Source organism: Actinomycetospora succinea (assembly GCF_004363095.1).
Taxonomy (GTDB): Bacteria; Actinomycetota; Actinomycetes; order Mycobacteriales; family Pseudonocardiaceae; genus Actinomycetospora; species Actinomycetospora succinea.
Map to the genome: position 1 here is coordinate 78317 of NZ_SNYO01000015.1, position 16982 is coordinate 95298.

16 protein-coding genes are annotated in these 16982 nt (G+C 75.6%); 4 read left to right on the forward strand and 12 right to left on the reverse strand.

Translation table 11 applies throughout. From position 1 onward, the window contains the following. Positions 1-85: 85 nt before the first annotated feature. Both EV188_RS32080 and EV188_RS30305 read left to right on the forward strand, forming a co-directional pair. Positions 86-1390, forward strand: coding sequence for a DUF5667 domain-containing protein (locus tag EV188_RS32080; protein WP_166660175.1), 1305 nt, complete (start codon positions 86-88; stop codon positions 1388-1390). A 357-nt stretch (positions 1391-1747) separates the two neighbouring features. After that, on the forward strand, positions 1748-2668 hold the full coding sequence (locus tag EV188_RS30305) for an HAD family hydrolase (RefSeq protein WP_243742116.1): 921 nt from the start codon (positions 1748-1750) through the stop codon (positions 2666-2668). 314 nt (positions 2669-2982) lie between these two features. Here the strand turns inward: EV188_RS30305 and EV188_RS30310 are convergent, their stop codons facing one another. From EV188_RS30310 to EV188_RS30365, 12 genes are all read right to left on the reverse strand, one after another. Beyond that, complete coding sequence (locus EV188_RS30310) at positions 2983-4812, reverse strand: HNH endonuclease signature motif containing protein (RefSeq protein ID WP_133830065.1); 1830 nt, start codon at positions 4810-4812, stop codon at positions 2983-2985. A 500-nt stretch (positions 4813-5312) separates the two neighbouring features. Continuing rightward, complete coding sequence (locus EV188_RS30315; RefSeq protein ID WP_133830066.1) at positions 5313-6362, reverse strand: lysophospholipid acyltransferase family protein; 1050 nt, start codon at positions 6360-6362, stop codon at positions 5313-5315. 59 nt (positions 6363-6421) lie between these two features. Then, positions 6422-7474 (reverse strand): NAD-dependent epimerase/dehydratase family protein, encoded by a 1053-nt coding sequence (locus tag EV188_RS30320; RefSeq protein WP_133830067.1) that lies wholly within the window; start codon positions 7472-7474, stop codon positions 6422-6424. 66 nt (positions 7475-7540) lie between these two features. Beyond that, positions 7541-7642 carry a 30S ribosomal protein bS22 gene (locus EV188_RS30325; RefSeq protein ID WP_010241351.1) on the reverse strand — a complete coding sequence of 34 codons (102 nt, stop codon included), beginning with the start codon at positions 7640-7642 and terminating at the stop codon, positions 7541-7543. A gap of 161 nt (positions 7643-7803) precedes the next feature. Beyond that, entirely contained in the window at positions 7804-7977 is a 174-nt protein-coding gene (locus EV188_RS32855; RefSeq protein ID WP_274234950.1) for a helix-turn-helix domain-containing protein, read from the reverse strand. 283 nt (positions 7978-8260) lie between these two features. Continuing rightward, positions 8261-9103, reverse strand: a complete 843-nt coding sequence (gene proC / locus EV188_RS30335; protein WP_133830069.1) for a pyrroline-5-carboxylate reductase — start codon at positions 9101-9103, stop codon at positions 8261-8263. Positions 9104-9122: 19 nt separating this feature from the next. After that, on the reverse strand, positions 9123-9878 hold the full coding sequence (locus tag EV188_RS30340; protein ID WP_133830113.1) for a sugar phosphate isomerase/epimerase family protein: 756 nt from the start codon (positions 9876-9878) through the stop codon (positions 9123-9125). Between the two features lie 75 nt (positions 9879-9953). Further along, the gene (locus EV188_RS30345; RefSeq protein ID WP_133830070.1) at positions 9954-11186 is read right to left on the reverse strand and encodes a hypothetical protein; all 1233 of its coding nucleotides are present in this window, start codon (positions 11184-11186) and stop codon (positions 9954-9956) included. 5 nt (positions 11187-11191) lie between these two features. Beyond that, positions 11192-12184 (reverse strand): Ppx/GppA phosphatase family protein, encoded by a 993-nt coding sequence (locus tag EV188_RS30350; protein WP_133830071.1) that lies wholly within the window; start codon positions 12182-12184, stop codon positions 11192-11194. 24 nt (positions 12185-12208) lie between these two features. Continuing rightward, positions 12209-12925 (reverse strand): response regulator transcription factor, encoded by a 717-nt coding sequence (locus EV188_RS30355; RefSeq protein ID WP_133830072.1) that lies wholly within the window; start codon positions 12923-12925, stop codon positions 12209-12211. Beyond that, positions 12922-14193, reverse strand: a complete 1272-nt coding sequence (locus EV188_RS30360) for a sensor histidine kinase (protein WP_133830073.1) — start codon at positions 14191-14193, stop codon at positions 12922-12924. The genes EV188_RS30355 and EV188_RS30360 overlap by 4 nt, the downstream gene beginning before the upstream one ends. Before the next feature lie 146 nt (positions 14194-14339). Continuing rightward, positions 14340-15110: a phosphoglyceromutase gene (locus EV188_RS30365; RefSeq protein ID WP_133830074.1), complete on the reverse strand. Its 771-nt coding sequence runs from the start codon at positions 15108-15110 to the stop codon at positions 14340-14342. Between the two features lie 163 nt (positions 15111-15273). Here EV188_RS30365 and EV188_RS32345 point away from each other — a divergent pair, with 163 nt between their 5' ends. Together EV188_RS32345 and EV188_RS30375 are read left to right on the forward strand one after the other, a co-directional pair. Continuing rightward, positions 15274-15639 (forward strand): hypothetical protein, encoded by a 366-nt coding sequence (locus EV188_RS32345; RefSeq protein ID WP_208114432.1) that lies wholly within the window; start codon positions 15274-15276, stop codon positions 15637-15639. 6 nt (positions 15640-15645) lie between these two features. Next, complete coding sequence (locus EV188_RS30375) at positions 15646-16947, forward strand: cupin domain-containing protein (RefSeq protein WP_133830075.1); 1302 nt, start codon at positions 15646-15648, stop codon at positions 16945-16947. Positions 16948-16982: the final 35 nt, after the last annotated feature.

The window sequence follows — 16982 nt, forward strand, 5'->3', positions numbered from 1 at the left end:
TAACCGGTCGGCTGTCCGTTCGTTTGCCCCTGCGACGACCACGGCGCGTACGGACCGTGACGCGCGGACGATGAGGACGGACGGCATGTCGAGCGGGCACGACGGAGACGACGAGCGGTTCGCTCGCGTCGGGGATCAGCGCGACGCCACCGGGCGTCCGGCGCGTCCCGATCGTGCCGGGGCCGAGACCGATCCCGAGCTCGCCCGCGACCTCGAGCTGACGGCCGCCCTGCGGGCCGCCGGACGCGACGCCGTCGGACCCGACCGCGCGACCAGCGCCCGGATGCGCGCGGCCGTGATGGCCGAGATCACCGGGGGCGCCGCGGCGCAGGCCCCGCGGGAGAGCGCGCGTGTCCTGCGCAGCCCGGACTCCGGCCCGGCCGGCGGTCGGGGGGCCGGCCGGGCCGACCGCACCAGTGGGACACGTCGGACGAGCACCCGTCCGGCCGACGGCCGTCCCGCCGGGCGCGCGTCGGCCCCGCAGCGCCGCTCCACCTCCCGGATCCTGGCGAAGTTCGTGACGGGCGCCTGCGCGGTCCTGCTGCTCGGGGCGATCACCGTGCTGCTCAGCCGCGGCTCCCTGCCCGGCGAGATGCTCTACGGCGTCAAGCGGGCCTCGGAGAGCGCCGAGATCGGGCTGACCAGCGGCCAGGAGGCCAAGGGGCAGCGCCACCTCGACTTCGCGGCCACCCGCCTCGAGGAGGTCTCCGACCTCATCGCCCGCGACACCACCACAGCGGCCGGCACCGGTCCCGCGGCGGCGGGCCTCGACCCCGGCGACGCCGCGCTGGTGCTCGAGAACCTGCGGGCGTTCGGCGAGCAGGCCCGCACCGGCTCGCGGATGATCCTCCCGCTGGCGGCGCAGCCGTCGGGCCCGAAGCCCGCCGTGCTCGCCGAGTGGGCGCGCGAGCAGTCCTCCCGGCTCGACACGCTGAGCCCCTCGCTCGACAGCGACGGGCGCGCCGCGGCCACCGACTCCCAGCAGATGCTCCAGCGCCTCGGCCAGCGGGCCACCGCGCTCGGCGGGCCGACCCGCTGCGAGTCCGGCACCGAGAGCGACGACCTCGGCCCGCTGCCCGCCCGCGAGTGCGACACCACCCGCCAGCCGGCGACCGCCTCGCCCGACAGCTCCCGGGCCGCGAGCACCTCCAGCTCGACCACGACGACCACCACCACGACCACCACGTCGCGGACCAGCACCTCCACCGAGGAGTCGAGCCGCAGCAGCCGCGACTCGAAGGACGACAACGGCGTGGTCGACGACCTCCTGCCCGGCGGCGAGCAGCGCGAGTCGCCCGACCCGGTGCGCGTGCCGCTCCCGGTGCCGCTGCTGCCGCAGGTCGACGTCCCGCCGCTCCTCCCCGGTCTGCCCGGCCTGAGCCTCGGCTGACGCCCGCCGCGGCGCCGCCCGGGCGTCGTGGCAGTGAGCCCCGGTCGTGGCACGCCCCGTGGTCGGGGGACCCGTCTAGGGTGGAACGAGCACCGCGCCGGGGTCGAGTCCGTCCCGCTCCCGGCGGCACGGTCCCGGGACGGACGACGGGAGGGTCCGGCGGTGGCAGGACGGCGCGAGCGCCGGTTGCAGGCGGAGCGGGAAGCGGCACGGCTCGCCGGAGAGGCGTCCGCCGAGGCCGCGCTGCGTGATCCGGCACTGGGCGACCCCGCGCTGGGCGAGCCCACCGCGTCCGAGCTGCTCGAGGCGGTGCCCGAGAGCGCCGGGCCGACCACCGACCCGTCCGCGCCCGTCGAGGTGCCGGGCGTCGAGGGCGCGCCCGACGGGGAGCTCGCCGGCGGCGGGCCCGCCGCGGCCGCCGCCTCGGCCGACGCGCCCGACATCCACCGCGTGCCGCCGTCGACGCGCGTCCCACCGGACCTCACGGCCGCCGCGTTCTTCGACGTCGACAACACGATGATGATGGGCGCGTCGATCTTTCACTTCGCCCGCGGTCTCGCGGCGCGGAACTTCTTCTCGGGCTCCGACCTGCGTGGCTTCGTCTGGCAGCAGCTCAAGTTCCGGCTCGGCGGCGAGGGCAGCCCGGACGACGTGCGGGCCCACCGCGAGCAGGCGCTGTCCTTCGTGGCCGGCCAGTCGGTCTCGGAGCTGGTCGCGCTCGGCGAGGAGATCTACGACGAGCTGATGGCGGACCGCATCTGGGAGGGCACGCGCGCGCTCGCCCAGATGCACCTCGACGCGGGCCAGCGGGTCTGGCTCGTCACGGCCACGCCGCTCGAGCTCGCCCGCATCATCGCCCGCCGCCTCGGGCTCACCGGCGCGCTCGGCACGGTCGCCGAGAGCGAGGACGGCGTGTTCACCGGGCGGCTCGTCGGCGAGCTCCTCCACGGCCCCGCCAAGGCCCACGCCGTCCGGGCCCTCGCCGCGCGCGAGGGACTCGACCTGCGGCGCTGCGCGGCGTACTCGGACTCGGTCAACGACGCCCCGATGCTCTCGGTGGTCGGCACGGCCGTGGCCGTCAACCCCGACTCCGACCTGCGCGCGATGGCCCGCCGCCGCGGCTGGGAGATCCGTGACTTCCGGTCCGGGCGCAAGGCCGCCAAGATCGGCGTGCCGTCGGTGCTCGGCGCCGGAGCCGTCGCCGGCGCGGTCGTCGCCGGTGCGGCCTACCGCCGGCGCTCGACCGCCTCGCGGTTGGCTGAGCGCCTGGTCGGCTGACGGCACTCGACGCGCCTCCGCGGCCGTGCGGGCGTCGGCTGGTCGCCGTGCGTCGAGGCAACCGGGAGAAGAGACGCGGCTCTCGCCGGTTTGCGTGCCCACCTGGCCGGCACCGACGCGATGGCGATCGGGCCGGACGCCGATGCCCCGCGTTCGCCGGTCGCGCATGCAGGCCGGGCACTTGCCGGTCTGCCCTCTCCGGGCCGCGCTCCCCGGGCCGCGCCCGACCGTCCACACCGGACGGGCGCGCCTGTCCCGGACCGCCGTCCCCGCGCACGGAGCCGTGGCGGGCGTGCGCGGGGAACGCTCGGTCGTCAGAACGGCGGAGGGTCGTCCGCCGGGTCGTGGCCCGGTCCGGGCGGTGGCCGTCCGGGTGGTCGGCCGGTGGGATAGGGGTCGTTGACCCAGACGGGCTCGTCGGTGGCGTACTCCATGGGCGAGGTGCTCGACCGGAAACGACTGGGGGCCGGGTCGGGAATGTCAGGTGTGACGGGCCGACGCGGTCGGTCGTAGGTGTGGCCGGTGGGGCTGGTCCAGGTGAAGCGCCCGGGTGTGGGCTGCTGGAGCTGCCAGCCGCCCTCGTGCTTGAGGCGGTGGTCGTGGCGGCACACCGGGTCGAGGTTGTGCTCGAGGGTCAGCCCGCCGTGGATGACGGCCAGCGTGTGGTCGATGTCGGCGACCAGGGAGGACGCCCCGCACGGAGGGAACACGCACGTGCCATCGCGCATCCGGGTCCAGCGGGCCAGCGCGGCGGACGGGAACCGCCGGCGCGCCTCGTCGGGCGTGCTCGGCGGGCCGGCCCACGCCGCGAGCTGGGCGCGCAGGTCCTCGAGGACGGGCGCCCAGGCGTCGGGCTCGCGGAGGCGCCTCATCAGCTCGGTCTTGCTGATGTGCAGCTCGAGCACTGGGCGGGCGGCGTGGCCTTGCCCGGGTGGTGTCGTGGCGTAGCCCGCGGGTCGGCGTCGGGTGACCAGTGCGGCGAGCAGGTGTCCGTCGTCGTCGGTGACCGCGACCCGCCACTCGGCGTGGCAGAGCTGGCGGGCGAACTGGCGCGCGAAGGGCGCGTGCACGATCCCGTAGCCGGGCATCGTGCCGGGCTTCTCGTCGAACCCCAGCAGCGTCAGCAGCCCGATCCGCATCTCGATCCGCCCGCGCCGCGCTCCGCGAGAGGGAGTCCGGGCGTCACCTGACTCCTCGGGCATGGGCTCGTGGGGCGCGGGCTCGTCAGGCACGGGATCAACGGGCCCGCGGTCGCTGCGGCTGGTGCCGCCGCCGGGTCCGGGGCCGTCGGCGCCGACGTGGCGAGGTGTCGTGCGGCCGCGGGGATCATTCGGGTCGGCGTGGGCGACGACGTGCGCGACCAGGGCATCGTCGTCCCACCCCTGGGGGCGGGGGCTGAGCAGCGCCAGGTACATGTCGGCGCGGATGGTGTCGATCAGGCCCGGATGACCCGCCGCCTTCGCCCGGAACACCAGCGACTCCACGTGCGCGACCGACAGTGCCCCCGCATCCAGGGGCAGGTCGAGCCCCGAGAGGTTCAGGGTGCCGGACTCGGTGCGCCGCGCCCGCACCCGCCGCTGACGCCGGGCCTTGTCGTACAACGTGGCCGCCCACTCCGGATCGAGGCCGGTGGCCAGCGCCTTGATGCGCTCGATCAACCCCGACAACGTGAGGTGCGGCGCCTCGGGCAGCACCGTCACCGCCACCTGGCGGGCGTGGTCGGCCGACAGCGAGGAGGTCCAAGTGACACAGATCCGCACCCGGTCGGTGTCGATCAGCCCGGCGTCCCACGCCGCCCACAGCTCGGGGATCGCCGCGATCGCCGTGTCGGCCTGCCCCAGCAGCTTGGACACCCGGGTGCGGGACTCGCACAGCAGCACACGCAGCTCGTCGGTGCTGAACTCGCCGAACCCCTCGCACCGCCCGCCGGGCCGGCCGGGGTTGGCCAGCGCCACCTCGCGGGCTGCTTGGGCGAACCTGGCCTCGTGATGGGAGAGCTGGCGGCGCCACGCCGCCGCGAGGGTCACCGTGTCGTGCGGCGACACCGCCCGCGGGTCGACCTGCTCCAACAAGGCGCCCAGCGCCGCGCCGGGCGGGGCGTCGGCGAGCCCCTCCGGCAACGATGCGAACACCTGTTCGACCATGCACCGAGACTAGCGCCCACCCCCGACAACGACGGGCGGATTCGACGCACGGGTCCAGGAGCCACCCGAGATGCGGCGCCGACGATCGTCTGTGTCGCCCACGCCGTCGAGGAGCGCCCGCGCCTCGACGCGCCGAGTCACTTCACCGACATCCCGCGCCGGGCCGTGGGTGTGGGCGTATACGGCGTCGAGCCGGCCGCCGTGGTGATGCCTGTGCTCGGCGCGCCGGCGCGATCCCGCAATCCCGGGGTTCGACCGTGGATGGCCGAGCGGACGCGGTGCGGCCCCGCTTCCGGCGGTCGCAGAGCGACCAACGGCTGCCGGATCGCCACATGATCGAGGCGCCTTTCCTGACGTTCAACGTCAGCGTGGCCGCCACGCTGACAACACCCCGTGCGTCGCGACGCCCGGCGTGTCGCGTCACCGAGGATGTGGCGTTCCTGGCGTCGGACGCCAGCGATGCCGCATCGCTCGCGCGGCGACGCGCGGCCTGCTCGCCGCTACCCCAGGAACGCGTTCCGCCGGCCCGCGAGGAGGCGGTAGAGCGTCTGCTGGATGTTCTCGCGCACCTGGTCGGTCAGGTTGAACACGAGCATCGGGTCGTCGGCGGCGCCCGGCTCGTAGGTGTCGGTCGGGATCGGCTCGCCGAACTCGATGTACCACTTCGACGGCAGCGGCACGAGCCCGAGCGGCCCGAGCAGCGGCCAGGTCGGCGTGATCGGGAAGTACGGGACGCCCAGCAGCCGCGCCAGCGGGCCCAGGTCGCCGATCTTCGGGTAGATCTCCTCGGCACCGACGATCGAGCACGGGATGATCGGCACGCCGCAGCGCAGCGCCGCCGACACGAAGCCGCCGCGTCCGAAGCGCTGCAGCTTGTAGCGGTCGGCGAAGTCCTTGCCGATGCCCTTGAACCCCTCGGGCCAGACGCCGACGAGCTCGCCCGAGGACAGCAGCGCCTCGGCGTCCGCGTTGCAGGCCAGCGTGTGCCCCGCCTTGCGGGCCGCGGCGCCGACGCCGGGCAGGCCGAAGACGAGGTCCGCGGCGAGCATCCGCAGGTGGCGGGGCACCGGCAGGTCGTCGTGGGCCGCGACCGTGGTCATGAGCGCGTCGAGGGGCAGCGTCCCGGAGTGGTTGGCCACCAGCAGCGCCCCGCCGGAGAGCGGCACGTTCTCGGTGCCGATGGTCTCCACGCGGAACCAGTGCTCGTAGAGCGGGCGCAGCAGCGGCATCACCACGTGCTCGGTGAGGTCGCGATCGAAGCCGAAGTCGTCGACGGAGTAGCGGCCGGTCAGGCGGCGCTGCAGGAACTCGCCGACCTCGGCGACGCGCGCCTCGAGGTCGCTCGGGCCCTCGGGGGTCGGCAGGGCGGCCACCTCGCCGACGGTCGGTGCCGCGTCCACGGCGTCGGCGGGCTCCATGCCGCGCGCGGCCTCGGTGCGCTCCTGCAGGGACCCGACGCCCGGGCGGCTCGCCCGCCGCGGCGCGGGGCGCGGGCGGGGTCGGGGGCGTCCGCCGTCGGAGCGCAGCGGGATCACCCGGGCCTCGGGCATGACGTCACCTCTGGTGGACGAAGAGGACGGAGCGGACGGGCGGTCGGGGTCGAGCGGGGTCACGAGCCGGTGGGCAGGGCCCGGGCGACGGCGAGCGCCGCGTTCTGCGCCCGGCCGAACGTCGCCGGATCGATCACCGGGCGCAGGTTGCGCCCGGCCACGAAGTCGTCGAACGCCTGCACGGTCGTCCAGCGCGGGGTGAAGCCGAACTCGTCCTGCAGCTTCGTCGTGTCGACGACGCGGCCGAAGTTGAGCAGGCGCAGCTGTTCGGGCGAGAAGTCCACGAGCCGCGCCCGCCGCGTGAAGCGGCCGATCAGCGGCACGGCGGGCTGCGGCACCGGCAGCGAGATCCGCCCCGCGCGCCGGATGGCCTGCGAGAGCATCAGCACCCCGGCCGCGCCGACGTTGAACACGCCGGGCAGGTCCTCGGCCGCGGCGCGCTCGAGCACCGCGACCGCGTCCTCCTCGTGCAGCAGCTGCACCCGCGCGTCGTACCCCATCACCACGGGGACGACCGGCAGCGAGAAGTACCGCACGAACGACGTGTCGATCCGCGGGCCGATGAGGTTGACGAACCGCAGCGTCGTGACCGGGATGTCGGGCCGGCGCCGCGAGAAGCTCCGGACGTAGCCCTCGATCTCGACGGCGTCCTTGGCGTACCCGCCGGGCGGGATCGCCTTCGGCTCGGTGGTCTCGGTGAACGTCGCGGGGTCACGCCGGCTCGCGCCGTAGACCGCGCTGGTCGACTTCACCACGAGCCGGCGCACCGTGTCGGAACGCTGGCAGGCCGCGAGCAGCTGCATCGTCCCGATGACGTTCATCTCCATCATCATCGAGCGGCCCCCGGACTGCGCGGGGTTGCCCGAGAGCGACGCGTGGACGACGGTGTCGACCTTCGCCGTGGAGATGACCTTGCCGATCAGCGGGTTCCGGATGTCCACCCGCACGAACTCGGCCCGCCCCATCCGCCGCCGCATCTCGCGCGACGGCGGCGTCGTGTCGACACCGAGCACACGCTCGATCGACGGGTCGGCGGCGAGCCGCGCCGCCAGGTGGCCACCCAGGAAGCGGCTGACCCCGGTGACGAGGACGACGGACGGCGCCTCCGACATGAGCTGGCATCTCCTGCGGTCTCGCGGACGGGCGGGCCCTCCCGGCGAGGAGCCGGGACGCCGGCCCTACTTGCCGAGCTTGCGACGCTGCACGCGGGTCTTGCGCAGCAGCTTACGGTGCTTCTTCTTCGACATCCGCTTGCGACGCTTCTTGATGACCGAACCCATAGGAAACCTCTCGTGAACCGCTCTTGATGCTGCGTTCGTGATGCTGAACGTCGTGGCCGGCGACCGACCGGCCGCAGACACACCACCGTACCGGCCGTCCCTGCGACGACCGGTGGTGGAGGGGTGCGGCGATCGTCTCGCCGGCCCCGGTCAGCTGATGATCAGCCGGCGTCGAAGTACGAGCCGCGCAGGTACTCGTGGACCGCGTCCTCGGGCACCCGGAAGCTGCGGCCCACCCGGACCGCAGGCAGCTCGCCGTTGTGCACCAGGCGGTACACGGTCATCTTCGACACGCGCATGGCGGCGGCGACCTCGGCGACGGTCAGGAACTGCACCCTCGCCAGGTTGTCCCCGTCCGCCCGACGCGGGCCGGAACCCGTCGTGTTGTTGGGCATGGGTCTCACCACTTCCGAGCACAGGCCGTGCCGCCGGGCTTCCCCTCCCGGCGGTTCGACACGCCGTGCTGTGCGCGTGAGGGTAGCGGGACGCGTGTGACGTCTGGTTCGAGTCCACCCACTCGTGCGGCAGCCGTGCGTGCTGACGCGTCAAGCGTCCACGCCGAGACCGCCCGGCACGATCTCGTCACGACGAACGGATCCGCGCGTCCGCCCGTCGCGGTCAGCCGTACTGCTCGCCGAGCGCGACCGAGCGGTCGCGCGCGGCGGTCACGGCGCGCGCCAGGGCGGCGCGCAGCCCGTCGGCCTCGAGCGAGCCCAGCGCGGCCGCGGTCGTGCCGCCCGGCGACGTGACGGCCTCGCGCAGCAGACCCGGGTGCGGGGCGGCGCCCTCGCGGCCGTCGCTGCCCGGCGTCGTCAGCAGCCCGCCCGCGCCCTCCACGGTGGCGGTGACCAGCTCCGTCGCGACCGGCCGCGGCAGGCCCAGCGCCACGCCGGCGTCGATCATCGCCTCGGCGAGCAGGAACACGTACGCCGGCCCGGAGCCCGAGAGCGCGGTCGCGAGGTCCTGCTGGGCCTCGGCCACGCGGACCGTGCGCCCGACGGCGCCCAGCAGCTCCTCGGCCGCCGCGAGCTCGGCGTCGCCCGCGGCCGCGCCCGGCGAGAGCACGCACATCGCGCGGCCAACGAGCATCGGGGTGTTGGGCATGACCCGCACGACCGGGACGCCCGCGGGCAGGCGGGCCTCGATCGCCGACGTGGGGATGCCCGCGGCCAAGGAGATGACGGTCGGGCGATCCGCGCAACCGCCGAGGGTCTGAGAGACCTCGTCGAGCGCGCCCGGCACGTCCCCGGGCTTCACGGCCACGACGAGCACGTCGGCGCGGCGCGCGGCCTCCGCCACGTCGACCGCCGTGATCCCGTGGCGCTCGGTCAGCTCGGCGGCGCGGGCGGCGACGGCCTCGACGACCAGGAGCGACCCCGGATCGCGGCCGGCGGACACCAGCCCGCCCAGCAGGGCCTCGCCGATCTTCCCGCCGCCCAGGACGCCCACGGTGCTGCTCATGGGCGCGATCCTGCCCCAGCTAGCGGACCGGGGACCGGGGCAGGTCAGTGCCGAGGTGCAGGCGCGCGAACAGCAGCGACTCGGCGAGCATGTCGAGGCGCTCGTTGCGCGAGCGGGCCCGCCGTGTGCTGATCTCGACGACCACCGTGCCCGCGAACCCCGACGCCCCGAGGCGCCGGCACACCTCGGCACAGGGCTGCGTGCCGCGGCCGGGGACGAGGTGCTCGTCGCGCTCGACGCCGGTGCCGTCACCGAGGTGCAGGTGCACCAGGTGGTCGCCCATGCGCTCGAGCAGGTCGAGGGCGTCGTCGCCCGCGGTCGCGGTGTGGGAGAGGTCGAGCGTGTACCAGCGCGCGCCGGGGCGTGTCGGGTCGTGGCCCGGGGTGTAGCTCGACCACCGCAGCCGGCCGCGGCGCAGCGGGAACATGTTCTCCATCGCGATGCGCACGCCGTGGGCGCGCTCGAGCTCGTCGACCTGGCGCGCCAGCCCGTGGGCGTAGCGCCGCTGCCAGCGGAACGGCGGGTGCAGCACGACGGTCGGGGCGCCGAGGCTCGCGGCGAGGACGGCGCTGCGGCGCAGGCGCTCCGCGGGGTCCGGCGTCCACACCCGCTGGGTGATCGCGAGGCACGGGGCGTGCACGGCGAGCACCGGCATGCCGGTGCGCTCCGAGGCCCGGGCGACGGAGCTGAGCCGCTGGCTGTCGGGGTCGGTCCACACCATGAGCTCGACGCCGTCGTAGCCCAGCTCGGCGGCGACCTCGAACGCGGAGTCCATGTCCTCCGGGAACACCGAGGCCGTCGACAGCGCGACCGGCGGGCCCCCGTGCGGGGACGGGCGGGAGACCACGGATCAGCGGCTCAGCAGCACGATCGCGGCCGGGGACACCGTCACGACCAGGCCGACCACGACCGCCAGCACGGTGGTCTGCAGGTCGTCGGACTTGCGCAGCGCGCGCACCCCGAACACCAGGCCGGTGGTGGCCGCGGCGGCGAGCACCAGCGCGACGACCGGCTGCTCCTGCCACAGGTAGGAGAAGACCGTCCACAGCACGGCGCCGAGCAGCGCGCCCAGCACCAGCTGGACGATCATGATCGCCCAGTCCTTGGCCGAGTTGCGGGGCGGCTCCGGCTCCTCGTCCTCGAGGTACTCGTCCTCGTCGAGCTCGTCGGAGAAGCGCGTGCGGCCCGGCGCGCGGCCGAGGCCCGCGGGGACGTCGTCCGGCTCGTCGTCGTAGTCGTCGTCGAACCGGTCGTCGTGCAGGTCGTCGTCGAGGTCGGGGCGCGCCATCGCCGACGCCGCGGTCGGCGGGCCGCCGTCGTCGGGGTCCTGGCCGAGCGGGCCACCGCGCGGCGGCGGGGCGCCGGGCGGGACCGGTGCCGGCGACACGGCGGTGGAGGGGCCGGCGTCGCCGACGCGCGCGGCGGGCACGCCGGGGCCGGGGACCGAGCGCGGGGCCTGCGGGCCCGCGGGACGCGGCGGGGCGCCGAACGCCTGGGTGCCCGTGACCGGAGGGGCGGGCGGCGCGGGCGGCGGGCCGGGCGGGGCCTGCTGGACCGGCGGCGGGCCGGGCGGGGGTCCGGGCGGCGGCATCGGCGGGCCGGACGGCGGGGGCGCCCAGGCCTCGCGCGGCGGCGGGTACTCGGTGCCGTTGCGGCCGCCCTGGTACCCGCCGAAGCCCTGGCCGCCGCCGTAGCCCTGGCCGTCGTAGTTCGGGTTGTCGTAGCCCTGGCCGTCGTAGCCGGCGCCGTACGGCTCGTAGCTGGTCCCGTACGGGTCCTGGCCGCCGTAGCCGCCGGGCTGCTGGCCGCCACGGTCGTAGCCGCCCGTGTCGTAGCCACCGGTGTAGCCGCCGGTGTCGTAGCCACCGGTGTCGTAGCCGCCCGACTCGTAGCCGCCCGTGGCGGGCGGGGCGGGGTCGGGTGCGCGGTAGGCGTAGCCGCCCGGCGCCTCCGGCGCAGCACCGCCGGCGTCCTCGGGCTCGGGGCGGCGACGGCGGGGCTGCTGGGACTCCGCGCTGTAGGCCGCCAGCAGCTCGGCCACGCTGCGCTGGGTGCCTGGTCGGGGCCCGTCGTCCCTGTTCACGCGACCTACCGTGCCTGGTGCAGTGTCGGTCGTCCAGTCGCCAGGGGGCCGTCGACCGACGCCATCCCACCGCCCGGCTGCAGCTGGTCGAGGCGACCCAGGATGATCCCCTCGCGCAGCGCCCAGGGGCACACCTCGACCTCTTCCAGGCCGAGGGCGGTCATGGCCTCGTGGGCGACGACGGCGCCCGCGACGAGCTGGTGGCTCCGGCTGGCGGAGACGCCCTCGAGCTCCGCGAGGTCCTCGGAGCTCATCCGTGAGATGAACGCCACGACCTGGCGCAGACCCGCCGCGCTCAGCCGCCGCCGGACCCGGGGGCCGGCGCTGCGCGGGGCGGCGCCGGTGAGGCGGGCCAGCGAGCGGAACGTCTTCGAGGTGACCACGGCACGATCCGGCGGGCCCTCGCTCAGCAGCGTGCTCGCGGCCGGGGCCAGCACCTCGTGGGCGTACTCGGTGAGCGCCTTGAGCTCGGTGCGCTGCGGGGGGTCGGAGGTGAACCAGTCGCGGGTGAGCCGCCCGGCCCCGAGCGGCACCGAGATCGCGTGCACCGGCGCCTCGTCGCGGCCGACCGCCATCTCCAGCGAGCCGCCGCCGATGTCCAGCACCAGCAGGTGGCCCGCGGACCAGCCCAGCCACCGGCGCACGGCGAGGAACGTCAGCGCCGCCTCGTCCGGGCCCGACAGCACCTGCAGGTCGACACCGGCCTCGTCGCGCACGCGCTCGAGCACCGCGGGTGAGTTGGAGGCGTCGCGCACCGCGGACGTCGCGAAGGCCAGGAGGTCCTCGCACCCCAGCTCGACGGCCTGGCGCCGAGCGTCGGCCGTCGCAGCGACCAGCGCGTCGGCGCCCGCGTCCCCGAGCTTGCCGTCGGTGAGGTGCTCGGCGAGCCGCAGCGCGGTCTTGGTGGAGTGGGTCGGCGTGGGGTGGCCTCCGCTGTGGGCGTCGACCACCAGAAGGTGGACGGTGTTCGACCCCACGTCCAGCACACCCAGTCGCACGGCACAGGAGTCTAACGGTGCGGCTCAGGCGTCGAGCTTGTAGCCCAGTCCGCGCACGGTGACCAGGTGCCGCGGCGCCGACGGCTCGGGCTCCAGCTTCGCGCGCAGGCGCTTGACGTGGACGTCGAGGGTCTTGGTGTCGCCGACGTAGTCGGCACCCCAGACCCGGTCGATGAGCTGGGCGCGGGTGAGCACCCGGCCGACGTTGCGCAGCAGGTACTCGAGGAGGTCGAACTCCTTGAGAGGCAGGGGCACCTCGACGCTGCGGCCCTCGGACTCGACGCTCACCACGTGGCGATCGACGTCCATGCGGATCGGGCCGGCCTCGAGGAGCTGGCGCTCGCCCCCGGCCGCCGGCGCGGCGCCCTCGGGCTCACCGTCCTGGCCGCGGCGCAGCACCGCCCGCACGCGCGCGATGAGCTCGCGCGCCGAGTAGGGCTTGGTGACGTAGTCGTCGGCACCCAGCTCGAGGCCGACCACCTTGTCGATCTCCGCGTCGCGGGCCGTCACCATGATCACGGGCACCGAGGAGCGCTGGCGCAGCGCCTTGCAGACGTCGGTGCCGCTCATGCCGGGGAGCATGAGGTCGAGCAGGACGATGTCGGCGCCGTGGCGCTCGAAGTCGTCGAGGGCCGCCGCGCCGGTGCCCGCGACCGAGGTCTCGAAGCCCTCCTTGCGCAGCAGGTAGGCCAGCGGGTCGGCGAAGGACTCCTCGTCCTCGACGATGAGCACGCGGGTCATGGGGAACCTCCGGTGGCGGACGGGGCCGGGTCCGGTCCTGACCCCGCCGTGGTGAGGGCCAGGTCGGCCCCGAGCTCGTCGCCGTCGAGGTCGTCGTCGGCGTCGTCGGGAGGAGCCGCCGGGACCCGCAGCGTGAAGGTCGACCCCACGCCGGGCTGGCTCCACAGCCGGACCTCGCCGCCGTGGTTGGCGGCGACGTGCTTGACGATCGCGAGCCCGAGCCCGGTGCCGCCCGTGGCGCGGGACCGGGCCGGGTCGACGCGGAAGAAGCGCTCGAAGACCCGCTGCTGGTGCTCCGGGGCGATGCCGATACCGCGGTCGGTCACCGAGATCTCGATGCGGTCGCCCTGCCGGCGGCGGCGCACCGACACCGACGCGCCCTCGGGCGAGTAGGCGACGGCGTTCTCGAGCAGGTTCGACAGCGCGGTGACCAGCAGCGTCCGGTCGCCCGCGACCTCGAGGCCGCTGGGCGCGTCGAGCAGGAAGCGCTCGCGCGGGTCGGGGGCGTCCTCGGTGCCCGCGGCGCTCGCCGCCTCGGCCGGCACCCGCACGCGCTTGAGCGCCTCGGTGAGGACCTCGTCGACGTCGACGCGCACGAGCTCCGGGAGCTTCTCCGCACCCTGGAGGCGCGACAGCGCGATCAGCTCGGTGACCAGGGCGCCGAGGCGGTGGGACTCGTTGAGGATGCGCGTGGCGAAGTGGGCGACCTCGTCGGGGTCGTCGGCGTCGAGCACCGCCTCGGCGAGCACGGCGAGCGCCCCCACCGGCGTCTTCAGCTCGTGGCCCACGTTGGCGACGAAGTCGCGCCGCACGGCCTCGAGCCGGACCGCCGCGGAGGTGTCGGTGGCGTCGACGACCGCGAAGCCGTCCCCGAGCGGGCGGACCTGGGCGATGATCGTCTGCGGCGTCGACCCCGGCGGGTGGGTCGACGGCGAGAGGTCCACCTCGGAGGGCTCCGCGCCCGCCGCGATGCGTGCCACGGCCGCGGCGATCCGCGGGTCCGGGCGGGCGTCGACCACGGCCCCGAACGTCTCGGCCCGCTCGTTCGCGAGCACGACGTCACCGAAGCGGTTGATCACCGCGATGCCCGACTGGGACCGGCGCACCAGCCGGGCGAGGAGCTCGGCCACCGTCGGGCCGCGCACGCCGCGGGACCGCTCGCGGGTGGGTTCGTCCCGCTTCCAGCGGACGACGGCGGCCCCGGCGACGGCACCGATCGCCGCGGCGGCCAGCGCCACGACGACGGTCACCAGCACGGGGACGGTCACATCTGTCGATGGTAGGGCCGTCGTGCCCCCGACCGTGCGCTCCTCGTGAGCTGTCCAACGCTGCCGGGGGACAGGGTTGGCCTCCCGTTCGGACGCCGTTCACCTACCGGCGGCACGAAGCGCAGCGGAGCTGCCGGGCGACAGCGTCAGCGACCCTGGTTCGCGACCGCGGCGATGGCGTCCTCCGCGGCGTCGGGGTCGAGGTAGGTGCCCCCGGGGTTGGTCGGGCGCAGGTCGCCGCCGGCGCCTTCCTCGAGGTCGTAGCGCAGCGGGATCCCGGTGGGGATGTTCAGCCCGGCGATCGTGGCGTCGTCGACGCCGTCGAGGTGCTTGACCACCGCACGCAGCGAGTTCCCGTGCGCGGCGACGAGCACGGTGCGCCCGGCCCGCAGGTCCGGGACGACGGCCTCGGTCCAGTAGGGCAGGAGCCGCTCCAGGACGTCCTTGAGGCACTCGGTGCGCGGCAGCGCGTCGCCGAGGTCGGCGTAGCGCGGGTCCCCGGTCTGGGCGTAGGGGTCGTCCGGGTCGATCGGTGGCGGCGGGGTGTCGTAGGAGCGACGCCAGATCTGGAACTGCTCCTCGCCGTACTCCTCCATCGTCTGCTTCTTGTCCTTGCCCTGGAGGGCCCCGTAGTGCCGCTCGTTCAGGCGCCAGTCACGGCGGACCGGGATCCAGCCGCGGTCGGCGACGTCGAGCGCGATGTTCGCGGTGTTGATGGCGCGGCGCAGCAGCGAGGTGTGCAGGACGTCGGGGAGCAGGCCGGCGTCGGCGAGCAGCTCGCCACCGCGGTGGGCCTCCTGCTCGCCCTTCGGCGAGAGCGCGACGTCCACCCAGCCGGTGAACAGGTTCTTCTCGTTCCAGTCGCTCTGGCCGTGGCGCAGGAGCACGAGCGTGCCGACGCTTCCCTCCGAGGTCATGGCCCGAGACGATGCCAGCGGCTCGGCGACGACACCACGCCACCGGGGTGACCGGCGCGTGAGATCACCCTCGGCCGGGTACGGCCAGCGTCGTCGGAGCACGTTGCTCGCGACCCACCACCCGACCGGACACCCCGGTCGCCCTCGACCTCCGGGAGACACAGTGAACGACGACGACATCACCCACGGCCCCGCCGACGGCGGCGCGGCAGGCGGCGGTTCGGACGGCGGCGCCGACGGCGGCGCGGACCACGGCGCGGGTCACGGCCCGGCCGACGGCGGTGCCGCGGGCGGCGGCGCCGACGGTGGCGCCGACGGCGGCGCCGACGGCGGCGCCGACGGTGGCGCCGACGGCGGTGCGGGTCACGGCCCGGCCGACGGTGGAGCCGCGGGTGGCGGCGCCGACGGCGGTGCCGACGGCGGTGCCGACGGCGGTGCCGACGGCGGTGCCGACGGTGGCGCGCACGGCCCGGCCGACGGTGGCGCCCGCGGTGGCGGCTCCGACGGCGGCGCCGACGGCGGGGCCTGAGGCTCCGTGACGAGCTCCTCGTCAGACCCCGGCGCCGGGCGGTCCCAGGATCGCCCGGCGCTGCGGCGCCTGGTCGCCGGTGACCTCGACGAGTTCGCCGCGGCCGCCTGGGGCCGGGAGGCGCGCCTGTCGCGCGCCGCCGACCTGGCCAAGCACAGCGACGCCGGGGACACCGAGCACCCGCCGGCGTTCGGCGACCTGTTCGACCTGGGCGCGGTCGACGAGCTGCTGTCCCGGCGCGGGCTGCGCACCCCGTTCCTGCGGATCGCCAAGCAGGGCTCCGTGGTCGACTCGCGGCAGTTCACCGGCGAGGGCGGGGTCGGCGCCGAGGTGGCCGACCAGATCCACGACGACCGCGTCGCCGCGCTGTTCGCCGACGGCCACACCGTGGTGCTGCAGGGCGTGCACCGCACCTGGGGCCCGGTCGCCGACCTCGTCACCGCGCTCGCGGCCGAGCTCGGGCACCCCGCCCAGACCAACGCCTACGTCACGCCGGCGTCGTCGCAGGGGTTCTCCGCCCACTACGACGTCCACGACGTCTTCGTCCTGCAGGTCGCGGGCTCCAAGCGCTGGCACGTCCACGCCCCCGTGCACCCCGACCCGCTGCGCTCCCAGCCCTGGAACGACCACGCCGACGCCGTGGCCGCCCGGGCCGCCGAGGAGCCGCTGATCGACGAGGTCCTCGAGCCCGGCGACGCCCTGTACCTCCCGCGCGGCTACCTGCACTCGGCGACCGCGCAGGGCGAGGTCAGCGCGCACCTGACGATCGGCGTGCACGTCCTCACCCGCTGGGCGGTCGTGGACGCGCTGGTCAACGCGCTCACCTCCGACCCGGAGCTGCGCGGATCGCTGCCGCTCGGCCTCGACGCGTCGGACCCCGCGGCGCTCGCCCCGCACGTCGAGGACGTCGCCGCGCGCCTCGCGCAGGCCCTCGCCGCGCCGGACCCCGCGCGCGCCGACCAGGTCGCCCGGCGTCTGCGCCGCCGCGCCTGGACGGGCAACCGGCCCGAGGCGGTCGCCCCGCTGGTCCAGGCCGCCGCGGCGACCTCCGCCGACGCCGCGACCACCGTGCGGCTCCGGCGCGGCCTGCACCACCGGCTGCGCCCGGCCGACGCCGGTGACGACGGGTCCGTCGTCCTCGAGCTCGCCGACCGCACCCTCACCCTCCCCGCGGACACGCGGGCCGCGTGCGAGCGCCTGCTCGACGGCCGCCCGGCGACCGCCGGGGAGCTGCCCGGACTCGACCCGGAGGACGGCGCGGTCGTGGTCCGGAGGCTGCTCAAGGAGGGCGTCGTCGTGCCGGAGTGAGGTCACCCTCACTTCGGCGCCCGCACCGGGTGTCC

Coding starts and splice junctions, on each gene's coding strand:
- EV188_RS30365 (WP_133830074.1), bottom strand. CDS start 15,110: ATGACCTCGGAGGGAAGCGTCGGCACGCTCGTGCTCCTGCGCCACGGC.
- EV188_RS30340 (WP_133830113.1), bottom strand. CDS start 9,878: ATGGACTCCGCGTTCGAGGTCGCCGCCGAGCTGGGCTACGACGGCGTC.
- EV188_RS30310 (WP_133830065.1), bottom strand. CDS start 4,812: ATGGTCGAACAGGTGTTCGCATCGTTGCCGGAGGGGCTCGCCGACGCC.
- proC (WP_133830069.1), bottom strand. CDS start 9,103: ATGAGCAGCACCGTGGGCGTCCTGGGCGGCGGGAAGATCGGCGAGGCC.
- EV188_RS30355 (WP_133830072.1), bottom strand. CDS start 12,925: ATGACCCGCGTGCTCATCGTCGAGGACGAGGAGTCCTTCGCCGACCCG.
- EV188_RS30315 (WP_133830066.1), bottom strand. CDS start 6,362: ATGCCCGAGGCCCGGGTGATCCCGCTGCGCTCCGACGGCGGACGCCCC.
- EV188_RS30325 (WP_010241351.1), bottom strand. CDS start 7,642: ATGGGTTCGGTCATCAAGAAGCGTCGCAAGCGGATGTCGAAGAAGAAG.
- EV188_RS32080 (WP_166660175.1), top strand. CDS start 86: ATGTCGAGCGGGCACGACGGAGACGACGAGCGGTTCGCTCGCGTCGGG.
- EV188_RS30320 (WP_133830067.1), bottom strand. CDS start 7,474: ATGTCGGAGGCGCCGTCCGTCGTCCTCGTCACCGGGGTCAGCCGCTTC.